We start from the raw sequence: 18,833 nt of genomic DNA on the forward strand, positions 1-18,833 counted from the left end.
GACGGACGACGGACGGGGGCCGTCAGCGGCCGGCGGCCTGGCGCAGCTTCTCGGCGCGGTCGGTGCGCTCCCAGGTGAAGTCCGGCAGCTCGCGGCCGAAGTGCCCGTAGGCGGCGGTGGCGGCGTAGATCGGCCGCAGCAGCTCCAGGTCGCGGATGATCGCGGCCGGGCGCAGGTCGAACACCTCCAGGACGGCCCGCTGGATCCGGTCGACCGGCACGGTCTCGGTGCCGAAGGTCTCGACGAACAGGCCGACCGGTGCCGCCTTGCCGATCGCGTAGGCCACCTGGACCTCGCAGCGCCTGGCCAGGCCGGCGGCGACCACGTTCTTCGCCACCCAGCGCATCGCGTAGGCGGCCGAGCGGTCGACCTTGGACGGGTCCTTGCCGGAGAACGCGCCGCCGCCGTGCCGGGCCATCCCGCCGTAGGTGTCCACGATGATCTTGCGACCGGTCAGGCCGGCGTCACCCATCGGGCCGCCGATCTCGAAGCGGCCGGTCGGGTTGACCAGCAGCCGGTAGCCGGTGGTGTCGATGCCGGCCTCGCGCAGCACCGGCTCCACCACGAACTGCCGGATGTCGGGCGCCAGCAGCGTCTCCAGGTCGATGCCGCCCGCGTGCTGGGTGGAGACCACCACGGTGTCCAGCCGCACCGGCCGGTCGCCGTCGTACTCGATGGTGACCTGGGTCTTGCCGTCCGGGCGCAGGTACGGGACGGTGCCGTCCTTGCGGACGCAGCTGAGGCGCTCGGCGAGCCGGTGCGCCAGGGTGATCGGCAGCGGCATCAGCTCCGCGGTGTCGTCGCAGGCGTAGCCGAACATCAGGCCCTGGTCGCCGGCGCCCTGCTGGTCGAGGGCGTCGGTGGGGTCGCCCTGGCGCTGCTCGTAGGCGCTGTCGACGCCCTGGGCGATGTCCGGGGACTGGGCCCCGATCGACACCGAGACGCCGCAGGAGGCGCCGTCGAAGCCCTTCTTGGAGCTGTCGTAGCCGATCTCCAGGATGGTGTCGCGGACCAGTTGGGCGATCGGCGCGTACGCCTTGGTGGTGACCTCGCCGGCGATGTGCACCTGGCCGGTGGTGATCAGGGTCTCGACGGCGACCCGGGAGGTCGGGTCCTGGGCGAGCAGGGCGTCCAGGATGGTGTCGCTGATCTGGTCGGCGATCTTGTCGGGGTGGCCCTCGGTGACGGACTCCGAGGTGAACAGGCGGCGGGTCATGGTCGGCTCCTGGGGGTGGTGGGGGCACAGCCTTGCGGGAAGCAGCCCTGGGGGGCGGCTTTGCGGGGATGCGGCCGCCCCTCGGGGGTCGGAGCGGCCGCACGTTGCGGGCGGGCCGGGCTTCAGGCCACGGCGGCGGCGAAGAAGTGCTCCTCGATGCTGGCGAGGGTGCGCAGGTGGTCGACCTCCACCGTCGCCATGTCGATCGGCCGTCCGCTGGTCTGCTCCAGCAGGAAGACGAACTCGACGAAGGAGAGCGAGTCGATCAGGCGGTTCTCGATCAGGTCCAGGTCGGGCGCGATGTCGGTGCGCTGCGGGTGGCGGCCGAGGATCCAGGACTTGATGGGCTCGATGTTCGCGGACATGGCGGTTCTCCTTCAGATGTGGGGTGAACTGGGCTGGGGCGATTGCGGGTTCAGCCGACCGTTCAGCCGACCGGGATCGGGGCGGCGACGGCGGCGGCGTAACCCGCGTCGTGGCTGATGCTGACGGTGATGCCGCTGATTCCGGCGGCTTCGGCCAACTGGGCCGCGCGGCCGTGCAGTTCGATCAGCGGCCAGCCGCCCGGGGCCCGGTGGACCTCGATGTCCAGCCAGGGCAGGATGGTGTCGGCGACCCGCAGGGTCTTGAAGGCGGCTTCCTTGGCGGCGATCCGGCCGCAGACGGCGAGGGTGTTCAGGCCCTCGTCGGTGCGGCAGTCGGCCAACTCCCGCTCGGTGAGCATCCGGAGCAGGAACCGCTCACCATGGTTGTCGATCAGTTCGCGGACCCGGTCGGCGGCGACGATGTCCAGACCGAGGTTCGCCCAGCCGGGAGGGGGCCCGGCCTCCGCGGCGGCAGGCATCTCAGACCGCCGAACCCGCCTGGCGGACGGCCTCGGTGGCGGCCTCCCAGCTGCCGTGCCGCCGGGTCAGGGCGGAGAGCCAGCGTTCCAGGCCGAAGGCGGCGCAACTGGTGAACGCGGCCTGGCCGGTGTCGCCGACGGTGATGCCGCAGCGCTCGCCGAAGAAGTTCCGGTGCACGTTGACAGAGCCGATGGCCAGGTCCTCGTAGAGGAACTCGTACTTCACCGGGGAGAGTTGCTGCAGCAGCAGCCGGGCCCCGCCGCGGTCGTAGAACGGGTCGGTGGCGGCTTCCTTGCGCAGCGGCAGGTCCAGCGCGGCGGCGAACGCGGTGATCTTCTCGGTGAAGGTCCGCAGGTGCTGCTCGGTGTGGTCCTGGCTGCCGATCGCGACCACCTCCCGCATGTGGAAGCCGAGCAGGCGGCGCAGGTCGTGGTACTCGGTCTCCTTGCGGAAGCAGCGGCCGAGCACGGTCACCAGGGTGCCGTCGGGCAGGGCCGATCCGGCGTGGTGCAGGTAGACGCCGTAGCAGGCGGCCGAGGGCAGCGCGAGGGCGGCGGGCTCCAGGGCCTGCTGCGGGAAGGTGCCGCTCCGGGGTGCGAACGGGTGCTCGGCGCGCTGGTCGAGGTCGAGAGCGGTGGCGAGGATCGCCTGGTGCGGGAAGTTGTCGTAGTAGTCGAGCTTGGCCAGGTCGGCGGCGGGGAGCAGCGGCGGCGCGATGATCTGGGCGGCGCCGGCCTCGGCGCCCCAGCCGGCGAAGGTGTCGTCCAGCAGTCGGAGCAGCGCGGTGGCCTCCGGCCCGAGGGCGGACAGGCCGCCCTGCTGCACGCCCGTGGGCGGCGAGATGGTGGGACTCATCGGTACCTCGCGGGGTCTCGGTGGTGGGGTCGGTTAGTTGCTTGACCAGTGGACTGGCCGGTGGACTGACCGTTGGATCGAGCAGGCGTCAGCCGGTGGGGAGGGTGTCGTCGGCGAACAGGCCGATCTTGCGGAAGAAGGCCATGGGCTTGCGGATCACCCTGCGCTCGACGGCGCGGCGGCCCGGGTCACCGATGATCGCGGCGCGCAGGGCGAGCGGGTCGGCGATCCCGGCGTCGCGGTAGATCTCGGGGTTGTAGAAGGAGTTGAGGCTGTAGACCATGTAGCGCTTCAGGTAGGCCTCGACCTCGCGCAGCCGGTCCTCGCCGACCGCCTCGCGCATCCGCCCGTAGAGGTGGGCGACCAGCTCCCGGCCGAAGGCGATGTGCCTGGACTCGTCCTGGTGGTGGATGGCGTTGACCTGGCGGATGGTGTGGCAGAGCCGCTCGTCCTGGCCCATGGCCATGTTGTAGTAGTCGACCAGCTCCTCGAAGAACAGGATCCGGGCGAAGACCAGGAAGTTCTCCACCTCGGGCTCCTGGCGCTCGGTGGCGCCGCCCAGCTTGAACACCGGCGGCTGGTAGATCTTGCCGCCGTAGCGGAGGCAGAACTCGGAGAAGAACCACATGTGTTCGTTCTCCTCGCCGATGAAGTGGTGGAAGAAGTCCGAGGGGACTTCGAAGCCGGGCATGTGGATCCGGTTGACCACCTCGATCAGCAGCTCGCGGATGCCGTGCACGTTGAGGCTGTAGAAGTTGATGCTCTCCCACTTGGAGAGGCGCTTGCGGGTGGCCTCGTCGAGCTGGTCGAGCGCGGCGGTGCCGGTCGGCGAGATGAGCTCGGGGCTCATCCACCACTGGTCGTCGTCGAGCGAGTCGGCCCAGTCGAAGCGCTGGTAGGGGTTGTAGTAGTCCTCGATGGACTTCTGGGCGAGCCGGTCGAGCAGTTGGCGGAACCGGTCGGTGACGGCGAGTTCGGCGGTGGGCATGGCGGGGCTCCTGTGGGGGTCTCTGCGGTCCTGTGGGGGTGCGCTGCCGACCGGCGGATTCAGCGGCGGGCCTGGTAGACCGCGCTGACGGCGGTCTCGGTGGCGCGGCGCCAGCGGGTGAAGCCGGCCCCCTCGGCGATGGCGCGCAGCGCGGCCTCGCCGGCGTGGTTGCCGAGGGCGTGCGGGCCGTGCTGGGCGGCGGCGACCGGCAGGCACATCACGGCGGACAGGCTCATGAACAGCCGTCCTGCGGCGTGCTGGTTCTCGGCGAGCGCGGCCTTGGCGTTGGGCTCGACGATCATCCAGACACCGTCCTCGGCCAGCGCCTGGTGGGCCCAGCGGGCGGCGGGGACCGGGTGGCCCAGGTCGTGCAGCACGTTGAAGTAGCTGACCAGGTCGTAGCCTTGGCCGGGGAAGCCGTCGGCGGGGGCGACCTCGAAAGTGACCCGGTCGGCCAGCCCGGCCCGGCGGGCCAGTTCGCGGGCGTGCTCGATGGCGGCGGCGGAGTAGTCGAACCCGTGGAAGGTGGCCTCGGGGAACGCCTGGGCCATGATCAGGGTCGAGTGGCCGACCCCGCAGCCGACGTCGGCGACCTTGCCGCCGGCCCGCAGGCGGTCGACCACGCCGTCCAGCGCGGGCAGCCAGTGCTGGACCAGGTTGGCGCGGTAGCCGGGCAGGAAGAAGCTGCCCATGCCGGTGTCCAGGGAGTCGTGGTGGTCGGACCATTCGACGCCACCGCCGCTGCGGTAGGCGGCGGCCAACTGGTCCTCGGTGGCGTAGAGCGCCTTGAGGGCGGTGAAGAAGGGGGCGACGTAGGCCGGGTCGTCCTCGTCGGCGAGCACGGCGGCGTGGGCGTCGGGCAGTCGGTAGGTGTCGTGCGCCGGGTCGTGTTGCAGGTAGCCGGCGCTGGTCTGGGCGTGCAGCCACTCGGTGGTGTAGCGCTCGTCGAGTCCGGTGCGGGTGGCGAGTTCCTTGGCGGTCAGCGGGCCGGCGCCGGCCAGGGCTTGGTAGAGGCCGAGCCGGTCGCCGAGTGCCACGGTCAGGCCGCGGACGGCGGCCGCCGCGTCGGTGATCACCTGGTCGCGGAAGGATGCGGTCATGGTTCCTCCTCTCCGGTTCGGGGGGCGGGCGGGCTTACGCCAGGTCGGCGGTGTAGAGGAAGGACCGCGGGGCGCCGCGGAATTCGCGGGGCGGCACCGGGAAGGGCCAGCGGCCGAAGGTGGCGCCGTCCTCGCCCGGCTGGCGCACCTCGCGGGCCTGCCAGCCGCATTCGGCGAGGAACTGCTCGGGGGTGTCGGTGCCGAACAGCCAGGCCGCGCCGTCTTCGGCCAGGGCGTTGAGGAACGGCCGGGCCAGCGGGTTGACCAGCGAGGCGCGGCTGGCGAAGTCGCCGAGCAGCACGGTGCCGGGGGCCGAGAGGGTGCGCACGCCGGTCAGCAGCCGGCGCACCGCGTCCTCGGGGAGGAAGAAGGTCAGGCCCTCGATCACCCACAGGGTCGGCCGGTCGGCCTGGAAGCCGGCCTGGCGCAGCGAGTCGGCCCACTCCCCCGCGAGGTCGACGGCCACCGGGCGGCGGGTGATCCCGGCGGGCAGCTGGGCGCCGTCGAGCAGCTCCTCCTTGGCGGCCAGCAGGGCGGGCCGGTCCAGCTCGAAGACGGTGGTGCCGTCGGCCCAGCAGTCCAGCCGGAACGGGCGGGTGTCCATGCCGGCGGCGACGAAGACGACCTGGCGGATGCCCTCACCGGCGACGGCGGCGGCGATGGCGCGGTCCAGGTAGGTGGTGCGGACGGCCAGGAACTCGACGGTGCCGGCGCCGGCGTAGCGGTCGAGCAGCTTGAAGCCGGTGTCGGCGGCGACGGTGCGGGCGTACGGGTCGACGAAGAGGGCGTCGGCGCGCTCGGACTCCAGGGCCCGGGCAGCGGCCGTCCACTGGGCGGTCTTGGAGACGGCTTCCATGGCGGGGGTTCCTTCCAGTCGGGTGGGGGTAACTCGGCTGCGTGGTGCCTCAGTTGACGGGGACCGGCACCGGGTGCACCGGGTCGACGGACGGCATCGGCGCGGCCGGTCGGGCCGGGCGGCGCCCGAAGATGCTGTGCAGGATCATGCTGAACACCAACTGGCCTTCACTGTCGACCAGTTCGCAGCTCGGCTGGACGATCCCGGTGTCCGGCCGGCCCAGCGAGGGCCGGGAGCCGAGGATCCGCACCCGGGCGGTCAGCTGGTCACCGGGCCGGACCGGCCGGTGGTAGCGGATCTCGTCGACACCCGGCGAGCCGAGGCAGGCGCTGTCGGCCAGCAGCCCGTCGACGTAGCGGCGCATGAACAGCGAGGCGGTGTGCCAGCCGCTGGCGATCAGCCCGCCGAACGGGGAGGCGGCGGCGAGTTCGTGGTCGACGTGGAACGGCTGCGGGTCGAACCGTCGGCCGAACTCGATGATCTGATCGTCCGTCACCGTCACGGTGCCGAGCTCGAATTCGGCGCCTGCGACGAAGTCCTCGAAGTAGTACATGGGGGTTCTCCTGCCGTCGGCACCGGGGGCGGTTCTTCGCTCTCGTCTCGGTGCGGGCCGTTGAGACACCCACAATGTAGGCAGGGGCCAATGATTTGGTCAACCCAAAAAAGCGAGCCGATCAGAGAACGCTGCGAAGCGCCTGGTCAAGGTCGGCCCAGAGGTCCTCGGGGTGCTCGATGCCGACCGCCAGCCGGACCGTGCCGGGCCCGATTCCCGCCGACTCCAGCTGCTCCCCGGTGAGTTCGCGGTGCGAGGTGCTGGCCGGATGGGTCACCAGCGTCTCCACCCCGCCGATGGACAGCGCGAGCCTGGCCAGCCGGACCGCGCCGATGAACCGGCGCCCGGCCTCCCGGCCGCCCGCCAGCTCGAAGGAGAGCATGCCGCCGCAGTCGGACAGCAGTCGGCGCGCCACCTCACGATCCGGATGTCCTTGCAGGCCAGGCCAGTTGACGGTGGTCACGGCCGGATGCGCGGCCAGCCGCTCGGCCAGCAGCGCCGCATTCGAACAGTGCTGGCGCATCCGCAGCGCCAGCGTCTGCAGGCCGCGAATGGTCAGCCAGGCCGCGAACGGGTCCGGGGTGGCGCCGAGTTCGACCGCGCGGGCCCAGACGGTGCGGTGCAGCGCGGGATCGGCGAAGACCGCCGCACCGCCGATCACATCGCTGTGGCCGGCCAGGTACTTGGTGGTGGAGTGCACCACGATGTCCGCGCCGTGCTCGATCGGGCGGCAGAGCACTGGTGAGGCAAGGGAGTTGTCCACCACGCCGACCAGCCCGCGAGCCCGGCCGGCGGCCAGCAGGGCCGGCAGGTCACAGACCCGGGTGGTCGGGTTGGCGATGGTCTCCAGCAGCAGCAAGCGGGTGTTCGACCGAGTAGCGGCCGCGATCTCGGCCGGGTCCTCGGCGTCCAGGTACGTCGTCTCGATGCCGAACCTGCGGCCGAGGTCGGTCAGCACCGAGAAGGTGCCCCCGTACAGGCACTTCTGCGCCAGCACGTGGTCGCCCGGCTGCAGCAGCGAGAGCAGCACGGCACTGATCGCCCCCATGCCGGAGGCGGCCGCGATCGCCGCCGCGCCGCCCTCCAGCTCGGCCAGCGCGGTTTCCAGCGCCCGGACCGTCGGGTTGCCCCGCCGGGTGTACACGTAGTCGCCGTCCGGGGCGGCCATCGCGGTGGCGATCGAGTCGGCGTCGTCGAAGGCGAAGCCGGAGGTCTGGTAGATCGGCACGCTCAGCGGGCCGGGCCCGGGGGCGTGCCCGGTCGCGGCGTGCACGACCCGGGTCTGCGGGTGGAGTTGGGCAGCTCGGTGCGCCGCGGTGGCGGTGGAGTCGGCTGCGGTGGCGGTGGGGTGCGCCGCGGTGGGGTGCGCCGCGGTGGCGGCGTCCGGATGAGTCGTCATACCGCCCAGGATGCCGCCGCATCCCACCGTCGGGGCAAGGGGTATGTCACTAAGGAGGAGTCACCGTGCGCTTTGATCAGCAGAGTTGAAAGACCGACATCACATACCCCCACCCCCACCGGGTAGCAGGCTGCGCTGGCGCGCGCACACCGCCTACCATGGCGGACGCGACGACCAGAGACGGCGAGGGGAGAGGCGGCATATGCGGCGCCTGGGTGAGCTCGAGGCCGAGATCATGGACCGCCTGTGGTCCTGGAGCAGGCCGGCCACGGTCCGCGAACTGGTGGACGATCTGAACCTGGTCCGCCCGATCGCCTACACCACCGTGATGACGGTGGCCGACATCCTGCACAACAAGGGCCATCTGCGCCGCCGCAAGCTCGGCCGCGCCTGGCTCTACGAGCCCGTCCGCAGCCGGGAGGAGTACACCGCCGCACTGATGGCGGACGCGCTCACCTCCAGCCCGGACCGGTCCACCGCGCTGGCGCACTTCGCGGAGCAGATCTCACCGGACGAGCAGCAGGCCCTGCGCCAGGCACTCGAAGGCCTGCTGCGCGGGCGCGGCGAGTGACGGCCCTGGCAGCAGCCCTGGTCCTGGCGCTCTACACCGTCCTGGTCGGCACCGTCGCCCCGCGGCGGCTGGCCCGGGCGCACTGGCCGCAGCGCGCACCGAGGCTCGCGCTGGCGGTCTGGTACGGGCTGGCGGCGACCTTCACGGTGGCCTGCTCGCTGGCGGCCTACCACCTCACCCTCACCGGCCCGCACGCGCACGGCCTGCTGGCGCTGTTCGACTCCGACGCGCCGTCAGCCGCCGAGGGCCCGACCGTGCTGCTGCCGGTCGGCCTCGGCGCCCTGTGGCCGCTCTGCGCGATCGTCGCCGCCGCCCGCCGTGCCCGGCGGGAGCGCGCGGACCACCTCGACCGGCTCGCCCTCGCCGGGCGGCGCGATCCCGCGCTGGACGCCGTGCTGCTCGACCATCCGACGCCGGCGGCCTACTGCCTGGCCCGCGGCCCCGTGGTGGTCAGCAGCGGCGCGCTGGCCGGCCTGCCGTCGGGGCAGCTGAACGCCGTACTGGAGCACGAGCGGGCCCATCTGACGGGCCGTCACCATCTGCTGCTGACGGTGAGCTCCGGGCTGGCCCGGGCGCTGTGGCGGCTGCCGCTGGCGCACGGACTGCGCCAGCAGACGGCCACCCTGCTGGAGTTGATGGCCGACGACCGGGCGGCCCGCCGCTGCTCGGCGGAGGACTTGGCGGCCGCGGTCTGCGAGGTGGCCACCGCCGTCCCGTCGGCGACGGCGCTGGCGGCCGGCGGCGCGGGGGCGCTGCTGCGGATCCGCCGCCTGCTGCGCCCGGCGCCGCCGCTGCGGCTGCCGGTCCGGCTGGCGGTGCTGGTCGCCATCGCGCTGGGGCCGACCGTGCCGTATCTGCTGACCTGCGGGCCGATTCCGCGCTGACCGGAGCACCGTCGAGCCGGTCCGCCCTGCGCGTTTCCTTACCCTAGGGGGTATGGTACTTTCAAGTGGTCGGGCCGATCCGTGGGTCGGCCTCACTTCGGGTATCGATGACAGGAGCACCGCCATGACCGACGTCACCATCAACGCCGAGCCGACCGCCGCCGAGTCGGCCACCTCCTCCTGCTGCGGCTCCTGCGGCACCGGCGCCGCAGCCGCCCCCAGGGCGAGGCCGCCAACCGCGCCGTCTTCGAGGTGACCGGCATGACCTGCGGCCACTGCGTCAGCTCGGTGACCGCCGAGCTCAAGAAGATCGCCGGCGTCACCGAGGTCGCCGTCGACCTGGCCACCGGCAAGGTCACCGTCGACAGCACCGCGCCGCTCAGCGGCACCGACGTCGCGGCCGCCATCGACGAGGCCGGCTACGACCTCACCGCCCGCCTGGACGGCTGATCGCGCAGCGGGCCGACCAGCCGCTCAGCACTCGAACAGCACCGCAGCACCGGCCGAAGTCCCGAGGGGTCGCCGAACGGCGGCCCCTCGGATTCCATACCCTCCCCGGGTACAGTAGAAGAAAGCCCCCACCCCCCTCGGGTCCCCCGAACCGGACGGCAGAAACCGGAGACGGACATGGCCAGCTACAGCACTCACAAGGATGACGTCCTCAAGCGGCTCCGCCGAGTCGAGGGCCAGGTCCGCGGCCTCCAGCGCATGGTCGAACAGGACACCTACTGCATCGACATCCTCACCCAGGTGTCGGCCACCACCCGCGCCCTGCAGGCGTTCGCGCTCCAGCTGCTCGACGAGCACATCGCCTGCTGCGTGCGGGACGCGATGGCGGAGGGCGGCGAGGAGGCCGCCGCCAAGCTCAAGGAGGCCAATGACGCGATCGCCCGCCTGGTCCGCTCCTGACACCGCTCCCCGTTTGCGAGGCCCGATGAGCCAGCTGTCGTTCCCCTACAACCGGCCGCCGCTCCCGCCGTTCACCGCGGAGTCGGCCCGCCTGAAGGTGCAGGCCGCCGAGGACGCCTGGAACACCAGGGATCCGGAACGCGTCGCCCTCGCCTACACGCCGGACTGCGAGTGGCGCAACCGGGACAGGTTCCTGCACGGCCGCGGCGAGATCACCGCCTTCCTGCGCGAGAAGTGGTCCCGCGAGCTGGACTACCGGCTCCGCAAGGAGCTGTGGGCGTTCACCGGCAACCGGATCTCGGTGCGCTTCGCGTACGAGTGGCACGACAACACCGGCCAGTGGTGGCGCAGTTACGGCAACGAGCAGTGGGAGTTCGCCGCCAACGGCCTGATGTCGCGCCGCTACGCGAGCATCAACGACCAGGCCATCACTGAGGAGGCCCGCCGCCTCCTCAGCTGACCACCGGTCAACAGCGAGTGAACCCACGCAGCGTCAGCGAGTGAGCCCGCTCAACGTCAGCGCGTGAACCCACGCAGCGTCAGCAAGTGAGCCCGCTCAACGTCAGCGCGTGAACCCACGCAGCGTCAGCAAGTGAGCCCGCTCAACGTCAGCGCGTGAACCCACGCAGCGTCAGCAAGTGAGCCTGCTCAACGTCAGCGAGTGAGCCCGCGCAGCAGCAGCTCGGCGAGCTGGGCGTAGGCCTCGGCGTCGGCCAGGCCGGTGGCGACCGCGACTTGGCGCTGCTGGATGCGCACCATCACCGAGCTGATGACCTCGGCGGCGAACGCGACATGGACCTCGCGGAACACACCGGCCGCCACGCCCTCCTCGATCAGCTGCTGGATCCGGCCCGCCGCCGCGCGGGTGTTGCGCTCATAGACCTCGGCGGCCGGCCCGAACGCGGCCACGTCGTCGAAGAAGACCGGTGCGGCGGGCGCCAGTTCATCGGCCACCGCGCGCAGGTAGGCCTCGAGCCGGGCCACCGGGTCTCTCTCGGCGGCCAGCGCGCCCTCCACCCGGCCGGTGGCGCGCCGGAAGAAGTGCACCACCACGCCCCGGACCAGCTGCTCCTTGCTGCCCGCGAGCCCGTAGAGGGTGCGCTTGGAGCAGTGCAGCCGGGCGGCCAGCTCGTCCAGGGTGAATCCGGCGAAGCCCTCGGCGATCACCAGGGCCACCAGTTCGTCGAACAGCTCCGACCGGCGGGCCGCACCGCGGCCGGTCAGCCTGGGCGCGCCCACGGCGGAGGACTCGATCATGCGGCCAGTATTACAGGCCGCCTGCTGCACCGCGTATCCGCAGGTCAGCCTATGCGCTACGCTAAGCGGTACTGACGTACCTCCTAAAGTACCGTTTTGGAGTCGCCGTGGCCGTCGACCGCATGCTCCCCACCCAGGACGCAGAGGATCTGATCGCCCTTGTCCGCGAGATCGCCGATCGCGAGCTCGCCACACGAGTCGAAGAGCACGAGAGCACCGAGACCTACCCCGAGGGCCTGTTCGGCATCCTCGGCCAGGCCGGCCTGCTGAGCCTCCCCTACCCCGAGGAGTTCGGCGGCGGTGGCCAGCCGTACGAGGTCTACCTCCAGGTACTGGAGGAGCTCGCCGCCCGCTGGGCCGCCATCGCGGTCGCCACCAGCGTGCACACCCTGGCCTGCCACCCGCTGTACACCTTCGGCACCGACGAGCAGAAGCAGCGCTGGCTGCCCGACATGCTGGCCGGCGCCATGGTCGGCGGCTACAGCCTCTCCGAGCCGCAGGCCGGCTCTGACGCCGCCTCGCTCAACTGCAAGGCGGAGCTCACCCCGGACGGCTACCGGATCACCGGCACCAAGGCCTGGATCACCCACGGCGGCCGGGCCGACTTCTACTCGCTGTTCGCCCGCACCGCGCCCGGCAGCAAGGGCGTCTCCTGCTTCCTGGCGCCCGGCACCGCCGAGGGCCTCAGCTTCGGCGCCCCCGAGCGTAAGATGGGCCTGCAGGCGGTGCCCACCACCGCGGCCTACTGGGACGGCGCGGTGCTGGAGACCGACCGGCTGATCGGCACCGAGGGCCAGGGGCTGCAGATCGCGTTCAGCGCCCTGGACGGCGGCCGACTCGGCATCGCCGCCTGCGCCACCGGCCTGGCCCAGGCCGCCCTGGACGCCGCGGTCGACTACGCCAACGAGCGCACCACCTTCGGCAAGAAGATCATCGACCACCAGGGACTCGGCTTCATGCTGGCCGACATGGCCGCCGCCGTCGACTCGGCCCGGGCCACCTACCTGGACGCGGCCCGCCGCCGCGACGCCGGCCGGCCGTTCAGCCGCCAGGCCAGCGTGGCCAAGCTGGTCGCCACCGACGCCGCCATGAAGGTCACCACCGACGCCGTCCAGGTGCTCGGCGGCTACGGCTACACCCGGGACTTCCCGGTTGAACGTTATATGCGTGAAGCCAAGATCACCCAGATCTTCGAGGGAACCAACCAGATTCAGCGGCTCGTTATCAGCCGCGGGCTGTCCCACTGACGGCCCGTCACCTCCAGTCTTCGCCCAAGGAACTCCCCCAAGGAACCTGATATGGACCTCACCGGATCCGCTGCACTGGTCACCGGCGCCGCCTCCGGCCTCGGTGCCGCCACCGCCGCCGCCCTGGCGGCCCGCGGCGCCACCGTCTACGGCCTCGACCTCGAGAAGGCGATCGAGGCCGCCGGCGACCAGCTCGACGGCGTCACCCTGCTGGCCGCCGACGTCACCCACGAGGCGCCGGTCCGCGAGGCGCTGGCCCGGATCGACGCCGACGGCGCCCAGCTGCGGGTGGCCGTCAACTGCGCCGGCATCGCCCCCTCCGCCCGGATCCTCGGCCGCAAGGGCGCCCACGACCTCGACCTGTTCCGCACGGTGATCGACGTCAACCTGATCGGCACCTTCAACGTGATGCGGCTGGCCGCCGAGGCCATCGCCCAGCACGAGCCGGACGACAACGGCCAGCGCGGCCTGATCGTCAACACCGCCTCGATCGCGGCCTTCGAGGGCCAGGTCGGCCAGATCGCCTACGCCGCCTCCAAGGCGGGTGTGGCCGGCATGACCATCACCGCCGCCCGCGACCTGGCGCAGTACGGCATCCGCGTCGTCACCATCGCGCCCGGCATCGTGGACACTCCGATGATGGCCGGCTTCGGCGACGAGGTGAAGGCCGGGCTCGCCGCCAGCGTCACCTTCCCGCAGCGGCTGGCCGACCCGACGGAGTACGCCCGCCTGGTCACCATGGTCGCCGAGCACGACTACCTCAACGGCGAGACGATCCGGATGGACGGCGCGCTGCGGATGTCGGCCCGCTGACGCTTCGCTGATGCCGAAGGCCCGCCCGGGGATTCGGGCGGGCCTTCAGCTGTTCGGAACTCAGCCCGCGTGGACCGCGCTGACCAGGTCGGGCAGCAGGGCGGCGGCGTTGGGGGTGCCGAGCCCGGTGATCGGGTCCCAGCCGGTGGTGGCGGGGTAGCCCGGCACGGTCGGGTCGGTGGTGTTGTTGCCGAGGGTCACGTCGTTGAAGTCCGCGGCGTACTTGGCCGGGTCGGTGCTCAGCTTGTACAGCGCCGGGTTGATCTGACCCAGCCCGCCGCCGTTCAGCTGGTCGGCGATCGACACCAGGCCAGCCGTCTCCGGGCAGGCCAGCGAGGTGCCGCCGATGTCGTACCAGCCCGAACTACACGCCGTGGCACCACACTTGAGGCCCGAGGAGCCGTCCGGCGGCAGCGAGACGTAGATCAGCGCACCGGTGCCGGGCGCGGCCTGCAGCGAGACGTCCGGGACACCGCGCATCGCACCGATCGCGGTGGAGCCGGCCGGCAGCGACGACTGGTAGGCGGGCTTGGCGAAGTACTGGCTGTACCCGCCCCCGGAGCCGGTCCAACCCACCTCGGCCGCACCGGGGTTGGACTGGCAGGCGGCCGGGTTGTCACTGCTGTCCGTGGTCCGTCCGCTGACCGCGCCCGGGTCGGTGCACAGGTACGTGCCGCCGACGGCGGTGACCAGCGGGTCGGAGGCCGGCCAACCCACCGACGGGTAGGGCAGGGTGGTGCCGCCGGACTTCACCGGGGTCTTGGTGGCGCCGGCCGAGCCGCTGTCACCGGACGAGCTGAGCATCGTGACGCCGTTCTGCGCCGCCGACTTGAAGGCGTGCCGCAGGTTCTCCAGGGACGCCTCGCTGTGGAACGCCCCCTCGTCGCTGGAGAAGGACTGCGAGATGACGTTCGCCAGGTGGTGGTCGACCACGTACTGCTCGGCGTCCATCATCTGCGGCATGCCCTGCACGCCCAGGGTCTCGGCGGTGGGGGTGGTGACCAGCAGGATGTTGGCGCCGGGGGCCATCGCGTGCGCGGTCTCCACGTCGAGCGAGACCTCCAGGTCCCAAGCCGCCTTGTCCTCCTGGCCGGTGCCCTGGCTGGTGGGCGGCGGTGCGACGGTGGCGGGCGAACCCTGCAGGTGCAGCTCGCTGAAGCTCGGCATGCCGGGCTGGCAAGCCGCACCCTCCTCGCCGCACATCGCGGCGACGCCGAAGGCCTGGTCGAAGACGTGCAGGTCGTGCGCCATGGTGTCGCTGCCGTAGGAGTCGATGATCGCGATGGTCTGACCGCGACCGTCGTCCCCGTTGGCGTACAGCGGGCCGAGGTTGTAGGCAGCGCGGACCGCCTGCGGGCTGAAGCAGCGCCGGCCGGCCGCCGCGCACTGGGCCTGGGTGGGCGGTGTGGCGCCGGCCGACAGCTGGAGGTAGTCGGCGACCGTGGGGTGCACTGCCGGGTAGGCGGCGGACACGGTGGCACTGCCGCCCGGAGCGGCGAGCACGCCGGTCGCGGCGAGGGCCAGGCTGCTGACTCCCGCGAGCAGCAGCCGGCGTACGGTGATGGCCTTCAAGTAGTCCTCCATGAGGGATGGTTGGGGGACTTGCGGCGCGAGTGTACGGGCGCGGCCAACCACCACTCAATGGATCCGACAGAACGCTGGTGAAACGCTCAGCTTCCGCGCACGTCCGACAGCAGCGCGGTGAACGGATGCGGACGGCTCGGCTGCCAGCCCAGTTCGGTGACGGTCCGGCGAGCCGAGACCACCTGGTTCAGCCCCAGGGCCTCGGCGAACAGGGCGCCGAAGGCCGCGGCGGCGGCCTCGCCCGGCCACGGCTCGGCGCGACCGGTGCCGCCCGCAGCGACATCCGCGACCGCGGCCAACCCGGCTACCGGCACCTCCGCCAGCGCCACGGCGTGCAGCACGCCGCCGGGCGCGTCCTTGCCCAGTGCCAGCGCGTACAGGTCGGCGAGGTCCGCCACGTGCACCATCGGCCAGCGGGTGTCGGCGGCGCCCACGTACCGGCCGGTGCCGTGCTCACGGGCCCAGCCGACCATCATCGCCGGGATGCCGCCGCCGTCCCCGTAGACGATGCCGGGGCGCAGCACCGTCGCCCGCACCCCGTCCGCCGCGGCGGCCAGCACCCGCTGCTCGATCAGCGGGCGGTAGCCGACCAGCGGGATCGGGTTGGTGGCCGCCTCCTCGTCAACCGGCGCGTCATCGGTGGCACCGAGCACCCAGACACCGCTGGTGTACACGAACGCCCGCCCGGTACCCCGCAGCGGCGCCAGCAGCGCGTCGACGGCCGCGGTGTCCGCCGCCTGGTCCCCGATGGGGCTGGCGATGTGCACCACCGCGTCGATGTCATCGGTCACGGCGGCGCTCAGCGATTCGGGGTCGCTCAGGTCGCCGACCCGGTGCGGGAGTTCGGACGCGACGCGGGAGGCGTCGCGGACCAGGCGGACGATCTCGTGACCGTCCTGCGTGAGCCGTGCGACCGCCGCCGCGCCGATGTAACCGGTGGCGCCGAGCACCAGGATCTTCATGGGTGTCCCCTCCATCTGTAGTCGTCTGGCCCGATTACGCCACGCCACTCGCTCACTTGACTGATCGTCAGTCCCACTCTCCGGGCGCCGACCCATTCACTCCTTCGAGTGATCCGGAATGATGCACTCTCAATTGTGCTGACAGCTCCATAATCTGAGTGCATGACAACTCGCTCTTTCGCGCTCCGCATCGCCGCGCTCACCGCGATGGCCGCTACCACGCTGACCGCCGTGCCCGGCACGGTCCACGCCGCCACCGCGCAGGGGAACCCGTATCACGGGCACGAGCAGTTCCTGGATGAGCAGGAGCAGCAGTGGCTCGTCCCGGACGGGATCAACTCGATCACCGTGTACCTGTGGAGCGGTGGCGGCGGCGGCGCCGGCGGGGCGAGCGGTGGCGGCGGCGGTGGTGGAGAGGGCGGCGAGAGCGGCGGCGGGGTCACCGGGAACTACACCGGCGGCGGGGGTGCGGGTGGTGCGGGCGGCACGAGCGGCGCGGGCGGCGGGTCCGGCGCCTTCGTGCAGTGCACCATGGACGTCCGTCCCGGGGAGCTCTTCGCCGTCCAGGTCGGCGGCGGTGGCGCCGGCGGGCAGGGCGGCGGCTCGGTCGCCGGCGGCGCGGGCGGCTGGACCTTCCGGGGCAACGGGTCGAACGGCTGGAACGGGCAGGGCGGCGGCACCGGCAACTCCGGCCCCCTTCAGACCGGTCTGACGGGGATCACCGACCAGATGCCACCGCTCTACGTGCACCCGGGATCGGGCGGCACGAGCACCGGGGGCGCCGGAGGCGGAGCCGGCGGCACCGAGAGCGGGGCCACCGGCGGGCAGCCCTCCGGTGCCAGCCCCGGCGGTGCGGGCGGGGCGGCCGATCAACTGCTCTGCGGCAACAGTGAGGTGACTCCGACCGTCGGCCAGGTCGGCGGTCAGGGCGCCCCCGGCATCCGGGGCGCGGACCAGTCCCACCACTACGCGGGCCGCGGCGGCTGGCCCACCACCAGCGGGACAGGTGCCAAGGGCGTCGGCCCCACCACCCTGAAGCTCCCCGACGGCACCTACACGGTCCCCGCCAACGTCGGTGTCGGAGGCAACGGCGGCCTTGGCGGAAACGGCGGCGCGGGCGGATACGGCGGCACCGGCTTCCAGGGCGGCTACACCGGCGGAGCCGGCGAGGCAGGCCAGCCCGGCACAGCCGGCGGCCCCGGGCTGATGGTCATCGCCTGGTAACGCCCAGCACGCCGACCGCCCAGGTCAGGCGCCCCTGGCACTCTGCGCCAGGGGCGCCTGCTGTGTCAGGTACCCCGTCGACGCCAGGGACAGAGGGGCCGTGAACCGCACAGGCTCACAGGCCCTATGGTCACCTACACGTCCAAGTGGCCACCCAGTGGCCATCAATCCTGAGAACTGGTCACGTCAGCGGCGAGGCTACAGCCCACCAAATCCTGGAACTCCCCAGCGGCGGCACCCGCCTGGAACGCCTCCCACTCCCCCTGGTCGAACACCAGCACAGGCGCCTGCGGATCACCGCCATGGCGCCACACGACGTAGCCATCCGCCATGAACGCGACCTGCGGCCCGTCGGTGTCACCCGGCGCCGCGTACCACTGCACGGCCGCCAACTCCTGTGCGCTGAACACACGCTTCGATTGCGACATCTGTGCTCCTCTTCCGTATGCCGTGCACCCGCCGGCGCCAATTCCCGGGCGTTGCCGGGCTCCTCACAGCTCCAGTCGCATGGTCCGGTTCGCGGTGCGGTAGCCGAGACTGCTGTAGAGGTTGTAGGCCGTCGTGTTGTCCTCGAAGACGTTCAAGGCCATGGACGCCACCCCGAGCCGCCGAGCGGCCGTTGCCCCGGCGTCCATGATGGCGCGGCCGTAGCCCTTGCCCCGCTGCGCCTCGTCCACCTCGACGAAGCAGACATAAGCCTCCGAGTGGGCCGCGGAGGAGCGCATTTCGATCCACAGCGTCCCGACCCGCTCGCTCGTCTTCTCGTCACGCGCAACCCACACGTGATGCCCGGGAGTCGCGAGTCCCTTCGGCAGCATCCGGTCGAAGTTCTCGTGGGAATTCGCCAGCGCTTCCTCCGGATTCCAGGCCCCCGCCCTGGTCTTCGCCTGCGCATAGCGCGCGATCTGCGGCTCTGCCCAGGGGCTGAACTCGTCCTCGGTCATCGGTTCCAGGCGAACAGTCCGAATCGGCTTCGTCATGAAGATCGACCCTAGGACACCGAGGAGCGGCCCGCACGGGTTCTACCGCTGACAATCTATTGAACTGGGCTGCACCGCACTGAACACGCCTGCCCCGGCGGGCCAGGCGTGTTCAGACCCAGGCGAGCCCAACCATCCCGAGGCCTGCGCCGACGACGATGACTGCGATCCCGCCGAACTCCACCAGCCGGGCGGTGACGCCATCCCGCACGGCCTGCACACCCGAGTGGACGGCATCGGCGATCACCACTGCCCCTGGCCGGAGAGGTGCGTAAGCGGCTGAGGTAAGCGGCCGTGACGGTCGCGGCGATCGTCACGGCGCGGTACACGCCCAGGGCTGCGGCCACGGGGGCTCACGAGAGGGCGGACCGGGTCTGACGGTCGGTCAATGTGCTGTTGACGAGCAGAGCAGCACGAGCCATCGACGCCTAATCACCGAGGGCATTCAGCTCGTCACGCTCAGCATGAGGCCTGGTAGCTTAGGAGTGCAAGCTGGTCACGAAAAATTGGATATATCCAATTCGAACCCGAATTCGGTCCACTGTTGGCGCTGACTGTGCTGGCGAATGCGGTCCGCAGCAGGGCAGACT

At 71.7% G+C, this 18,833-nt stretch carries 24 protein-coding genes; 9 read left to right on the top strand and 15 right to left on the bottom strand.

Translation table 11 applies throughout. The features are described from left to right. Positions 1 to 22: 22 nt before the first annotated feature. From metK to E6W39_RS05750, 9 genes are all read right to left on the bottom strand, one after another. The gene (metK, locus tag E6W39_RS05710; RefSeq protein ID WP_141632572.1) at positions 23 to 1,216 is read right to left on the bottom strand and encodes a methionine adenosyltransferase; all 1,194 of its coding nucleotides are present in this window, start codon (positions 1,214 to 1,216) and stop codon (positions 23 to 25) included. Positions 1,217 to 1,338: 122 nt separating this feature from the next. Then, on the bottom strand, positions 1,339 to 1,581 hold the full coding sequence (locus tag E6W39_RS05715) for an acyl carrier protein (protein WP_141632573.1): 243 nt from the start codon (positions 1,579 to 1,581) through the stop codon (positions 1,339 to 1,341). A 62-nt stretch (positions 1,582 to 1,643) separates the two neighbouring features. Next, a complete protein-coding gene (gene acpS, locus E6W39_RS05720) occupies positions 1,644 to 2,060 on the bottom strand; it encodes a holo-ACP synthase (RefSeq protein WP_141632574.1) in 417 nt (138 codons plus the stop codon). A gap of 1 nt (position 2,061) precedes the next feature. After that, positions 2,062 to 2,916, bottom strand: coding sequence for a class-II aminoacyl-tRNA synthetase family protein (locus E6W39_RS05725; protein ID WP_141632575.1), 855 nt, complete (start codon positions 2,914 to 2,916; stop codon positions 2,062 to 2,064). Between the two features lie 88 nt (positions 2,917 to 3,004). Next, a complete protein-coding gene (locus E6W39_RS05730) occupies positions 3,005 to 3,904 on the bottom strand; it encodes a diiron oxygenase (protein ID WP_141632576.1) in 900 nt (299 codons plus the stop codon). A 59-nt stretch (positions 3,905 to 3,963) separates the two neighbouring features. Continuing rightward, entirely contained in the window at positions 3,964 to 5,004 is a 1,041-nt protein-coding gene (locus E6W39_RS05735; protein WP_141632577.1) for a class I SAM-dependent methyltransferase, read from the bottom strand. Positions 5,005 to 5,038: 34 nt separating this feature from the next. Further along, the gene (locus E6W39_RS05740) at positions 5,039 to 5,860 is read right to left on the bottom strand and encodes a class I SAM-dependent methyltransferase (RefSeq protein WP_141632578.1); all 822 of its coding nucleotides are present in this window, start codon (positions 5,858 to 5,860) and stop codon (positions 5,039 to 5,041) included. A 49-nt stretch (positions 5,861 to 5,909) separates the two neighbouring features. Beyond that, positions 5,910 to 6,413: a MaoC family dehydratase gene (locus E6W39_RS05745; RefSeq protein WP_141632579.1), complete on the bottom strand. Its 504-nt coding sequence runs from the start codon at positions 6,411 to 6,413 to the stop codon at positions 5,910 to 5,912. Positions 6,414 to 6,534: 121 nt separating this feature from the next. Then, positions 6,535 to 7,812 (bottom strand): trans-sulfuration enzyme family protein, encoded by a 1,278-nt coding sequence (locus E6W39_RS05750; RefSeq protein ID WP_141632580.1) that lies wholly within the window; start codon positions 7,810 to 7,812, stop codon positions 6,535 to 6,537. A gap of 202 nt (positions 7,813 to 8,014) precedes the next feature. On the opposite strand from E6W39_RS05750, the gene E6W39_RS05755 reads away from it, so the two are divergent. From E6W39_RS05755 to E6W39_RS05775, 6 genes are all read left to right on the top strand, one after another. After that, complete coding sequence (locus E6W39_RS05755; protein WP_141632581.1) at positions 8,015 to 8,383, top strand: BlaI/MecI/CopY family transcriptional regulator; 369 nt, start codon at positions 8,015 to 8,017, stop codon at positions 8,381 to 8,383. Beyond that, positions 8,380 to 9,267, top strand: a complete 888-nt coding sequence (locus E6W39_RS05760) for a M56 family metallopeptidase (RefSeq protein ID WP_141632582.1) — start codon at positions 8,380 to 8,382, stop codon at positions 9,265 to 9,267. The genes E6W39_RS05755 and E6W39_RS05760 overlap by 4 nt, the downstream gene beginning before the upstream one ends. 124 nt (positions 9,268 to 9,391) lie before the next feature. Next, on the top strand, positions 9,392 to 9,523 hold the full coding sequence (locus E6W39_RS42670) for a hypothetical protein (RefSeq protein WP_267286673.1): 132 nt from the start codon (positions 9,392 to 9,394) through the stop codon (positions 9,521 to 9,523). Positions 9,524 to 9,528: 5 nt separating this feature from the next. Next, on the top strand, positions 9,529 to 9,717 hold the full coding sequence (locus E6W39_RS05765; protein WP_141632583.1) for a heavy-metal-associated domain-containing protein: 189 nt from the start codon (positions 9,529 to 9,531) through the stop codon (positions 9,715 to 9,717). A gap of 177 nt (positions 9,718 to 9,894) precedes the next feature. Beyond that, complete coding sequence (locus tag E6W39_RS05770) at positions 9,895 to 10,176, top strand: metal-sensitive transcriptional regulator (protein WP_141632584.1); 282 nt, start codon at positions 9,895 to 9,897, stop codon at positions 10,174 to 10,176. 25 nt (positions 10,177 to 10,201) lie between these two features. Next, positions 10,202 to 10,636, top strand: a complete 435-nt coding sequence (locus E6W39_RS05775; protein WP_141632585.1) for a nuclear transport factor 2 family protein — start codon at positions 10,202 to 10,204, stop codon at positions 10,634 to 10,636. A 194-nt stretch (positions 10,637 to 10,830) separates the two neighbouring features. On the opposite strand, the gene E6W39_RS05780 is transcribed toward E6W39_RS05775, so the two are convergent. Beyond that, positions 10,831 to 11,433, bottom strand: coding sequence for a TetR/AcrR family transcriptional regulator (locus tag E6W39_RS05780; protein WP_141632586.1), 603 nt, complete (start codon positions 11,431 to 11,433; stop codon positions 10,831 to 10,833). Between the two features lie 107 nt (positions 11,434 to 11,540). Here E6W39_RS05780 and E6W39_RS05785 point away from each other — a divergent pair, with 107 nt between their 5' ends. Next, positions 11,541 to 12,680, top strand: coding sequence for an acyl-CoA dehydrogenase family protein (locus tag E6W39_RS05785; protein WP_141632587.1), 1,140 nt, complete (start codon positions 11,541 to 11,543; stop codon positions 12,678 to 12,680). A 51-nt stretch (positions 12,681 to 12,731) separates the two neighbouring features. Next, a complete protein-coding gene (locus tag E6W39_RS05790) occupies positions 12,732 to 13,493 on the top strand; it encodes an SDR family NAD(P)-dependent oxidoreductase (protein WP_101383937.1) in 762 nt (253 codons plus the stop codon). 60 nt (positions 13,494 to 13,553) lie between these two features. Here E6W39_RS05790 and E6W39_RS05795 read toward each other — a convergent pair whose 3' ends face one another. Both E6W39_RS05795 and E6W39_RS05800 read right to left on the bottom strand, forming a co-directional pair. Continuing rightward, positions 13,554 to 15,065, bottom strand: coding sequence for a S53 family peptidase (locus tag E6W39_RS05795; RefSeq protein WP_141632588.1), 1,512 nt, complete (start codon positions 15,063 to 15,065; stop codon positions 13,554 to 13,556). A 98-nt stretch (positions 15,066 to 15,163) separates the two neighbouring features. Next, complete coding sequence (locus E6W39_RS05800; protein ID WP_141632589.1) at positions 15,164 to 16,039, bottom strand: NAD-dependent epimerase/dehydratase family protein; 876 nt, start codon at positions 16,037 to 16,039, stop codon at positions 15,164 to 15,166. Between the two features lie 162 nt (positions 16,040 to 16,201). On the opposite strand from E6W39_RS05800, the gene E6W39_RS05810 reads away from it, so the two are divergent. Then, positions 16,202 to 17,263 (top strand): hypothetical protein, encoded by a 1,062-nt coding sequence (locus E6W39_RS05810; RefSeq protein WP_181799124.1) that lies wholly within the window; start codon positions 16,202 to 16,204, stop codon positions 17,261 to 17,263. Positions 17,264 to 17,427: 164 nt separating this feature from the next. On the opposite strand, the gene E6W39_RS05815 is transcribed toward E6W39_RS05810, so the two are convergent. From E6W39_RS05815 to E6W39_RS42675, 3 genes are all read right to left on the bottom strand, one after another. Further along, complete coding sequence (locus E6W39_RS05815) at positions 17,428 to 17,691, bottom strand: DUF397 domain-containing protein (protein ID WP_141632591.1); 264 nt, start codon at positions 17,689 to 17,691, stop codon at positions 17,428 to 17,430. Positions 17,692 to 17,754: 63 nt separating this feature from the next. Continuing rightward, positions 17,755 to 18,207 (bottom strand): GNAT family N-acetyltransferase, encoded by a 453-nt coding sequence (locus tag E6W39_RS05820; RefSeq protein WP_181799125.1) that lies wholly within the window; start codon positions 18,205 to 18,207, stop codon positions 17,755 to 17,757. Between the two features lie 148 nt (positions 18,208 to 18,355). Then, positions 18,356 to 18,490, bottom strand: coding sequence for a hypothetical protein (locus E6W39_RS42675; RefSeq protein WP_267286674.1), 135 nt, complete (start codon positions 18,488 to 18,490; stop codon positions 18,356 to 18,358). Positions 18,491 to 18,833 lie beyond the last annotated feature (343 nt).

It is taken from the genome of Kitasatospora acidiphila (genome assembly GCF_006636205.1).
In the GTDB taxonomy this organism is placed as follows: domain Bacteria; phylum Actinomycetota; class Actinomycetes; order Streptomycetales; family Streptomycetaceae; genus Kitasatospora; species Kitasatospora acidiphila.